Below are 2,363 nucleotides of genomic sequence, written 5' to 3' on the forward strand. Positions count from 1 at the left end.
GTTGCTAGAGCTCAATGGCTTCAACACCCCACCAACACTGAGTGCATTAGCTATTCGAAGTCACCGTGTGTTATCTCGTCACCCCGATCTGAAAGCCACTGAGTTACCGGAAAAAATGCGCTCAGTAGAGGTAAAAGACAGTGCATGGCTTACTTATTGGAAAAGCAACCCGATTAAAGCGTTTACACATGCCAATTCATCCGGTGAGCAGTGGTTTACTGTTCAAGACGATCGCTTTGTGCCGACCTTCTCTGTTGAGTCGCAGCATATCGAACGCTTTCATCAGTTAGTGCAAGAGCTGGTGGATTTACGATTGGCGCAGTATGTGGAGAGGCATGTGGAGTCCGCGCGGTAAAACAACAACCATCTATTGAACTCAGCGGTATTCCTAAATACCGCTTTATTTCATAGCGAAGAAGAAAATAGTGCGGAAATAACCCCGCCAATGCGCATAAAAAAATGACAAAACTCAGTTAACACATGAACGAACAACAGTGGCCAGCGATACGCAATGAACAAAGCGGTCATAAACCCTAAAAAGAAAAACCATGCAGGTGACAACCAATGACTCGATGTGCGTTCTTTATGCGCACAACCATCATGACAATCATTTCTTTTCGATTCATGGTACGAAGGTCTTTCTCCAGCAGAATAACCCAAATCTGCTCGTTCACCTTCGCGGAACTCACGAGGGTTATAGATATCTTTAGGATCAAACATCGGTAGCTTCCTTGCTCCATGAGAGTAAAAACACAGAATCATCTACTGTTATTTTATCGCTGATATGATTTCTCTTCCCACTTGCACTTAGCCGTTTTGCGAGCCACATTTTTATAACCACCAGCGTTATAAAAAAGTTTCTTTATTCTTTTAACGCTCACCTTGTTTGTTTGCCGCTATTTTCCTTTACTCTCTATTAACAGATTGTCATAACTATATAGCGGTAGGCCAAAAGCATGGGTGGGCAGGCAAAACCTGTCTATCAGCGGCTGACTACTCTTAGGCGTTCTCGCAACCTAATGATGAGGCTGACCATGATGCAATCTAAGAATATTGGCACCGCTTCCCCACAGCGAGTTTTAATCACCGGAATCACCTCCGGCCTTGGTGAGCAACTGGCTTACGATTATCAGGCGCGCCACTGGCAGGTCAGTGGTATTGGGCGTAATCCAGAGAAAATTGCTCAATTAACAGCAGCAGGCATCGACGTCTTTTGCGGTGATCTCACCGAAGAGCACACCTACCAACAACTGCCTGAGTTACAACAGTGGGATCTGCTGATCCTCAATGCTGGCACCTGTGAATATATCGACGATCCGCTGCACTTTGATGCAGCCCTGTTTCAGCGCGTGATAAATACCAATGTGCAAAGCCTCGGCTACAGTTTGCACTATCTCCTGCCCCGCCTTGCTTCACACGCTAAAGTGGTTTTTATCAGCTCGTCCGTCACCCTATTACCGCTACCACGTGCCGAAGCCTATGGCGCATCCAAAGCTGCTGTAGATTATCTGGCCAAATCACTGCGTCTAGATCTGCGCCCGCACGGTATTGATGTGCTATTAGTCAAACCAGGTTTTATCAAAACCCCGTTAACCGATAAAAATACCTTCCCGATGTTAGGAATAATCAGCGTAGAAAGCGCGTCTGCACACATCATTCAGGGAATTGAAAAAAGTCGGCCCATCATCAGTTTTCCAGCACTGTTTATTTTCAGCCTAAAACTGCTACGGCTTTTACCCGAACGCTGGCTGGCCCGACTCTTGAAAAGGACATAATCCATGGAACGGATCGCCATTATCGGCTCAGGAATTTCAGGGCTAACAGCCGCCCACTTGCTCGATCCGCATTACGATATCACCGTGTTTGAAGCACAATCACGTTTGGGCGGCCATACCCACACCCACGATATCGAACTAGATGGCCGCCAATATTGTATCGACAGCGGCTTTATCGTATTTAACGATCGCACCTATCCACTGTTTAATCAGCTACTTACCCGCATCGGCGTCAAAGCACAAAAAACCGAAATGAGTTTCTCAGTCTGCGGTCACAATGATTTTGAATACAACGGGCACAATCTAAACACCCTATTCGCCCGTCGCCGCCATCTATTAAGCCCAACGTTTTATCGCTTTATCGCTGAGATATTGCGTTTTAACCGCTTGGCGAGCGCCGAGTTGCACCAAATAGAAGCGAACGATACATCCACACTCGGCACATTTTTACATCGCCACAGTTTTAGCTCTTTTTTCCAGCAACACTATATTTTGCCGATGGGTGCTGCTATCTGGTCAGCCAGCGTGCAGCAAATGCTGGCATTCCCTTTTTTGTTTTTCGCACGTTTTTTTGCCAACCACGGGTTG

Annotated in this window: 4 protein-coding genes; 3 read left to right on the plus strand and 1 reads right to left on the minus strand. The window is 46.5% G+C overall.

Going from position 1 to position 2,363, the window contains the following annotated elements:
- Positions 1 to 355 (plus strand): hypothetical protein (locus ACRC27_RS12640; protein ID WP_438640031.1); only part of this gene is annotated, 355 nt, incomplete at its 5' end.
- 50 nt (positions 356 to 405) lie between these two features.
- Here ACRC27_RS12640 and ACRC27_RS12645 read toward each other — a convergent pair.
- Positions 406 to 720, minus strand: a complete 315-nt coding sequence (locus ACRC27_RS12645; protein WP_438640032.1) for a hypothetical protein — start codon at positions 718 to 720, stop codon at positions 406 to 408.
- Positions 721 to 1,034: 314 nt separating this feature from the next.
- On the opposite strand from ACRC27_RS12645, the gene ACRC27_RS12650 reads away from it, so the two are divergent.
- Both ACRC27_RS12650 and ACRC27_RS12655 read left to right on the plus strand, forming a co-directional pair.
- Positions 1,035 to 1,775 carry an SDR family NAD(P)-dependent oxidoreductase gene (locus tag ACRC27_RS12650; protein WP_438640033.1) on the plus strand — a complete coding sequence of 247 codons (741 nt, stop codon included), beginning with the start codon at positions 1,035 to 1,037 and terminating at the stop codon, positions 1,773 to 1,775.
- A gap of 3 nt (positions 1,776 to 1,778) precedes the next feature.
- The coding region (locus ACRC27_RS12655) for an FAD-dependent oxidoreductase (RefSeq protein ID WP_438640034.1) at positions 1,779 to 2,363 on the plus strand (585 nt) is incomplete at its 3' end.

Source organism: Plesiomonas sp. (genome assembly GCF_051650925.1).
Classification (GTDB): Bacteria; Pseudomonadota; Gammaproteobacteria; order Enterobacterales; family CAMTGL01; genus Plesiomonas.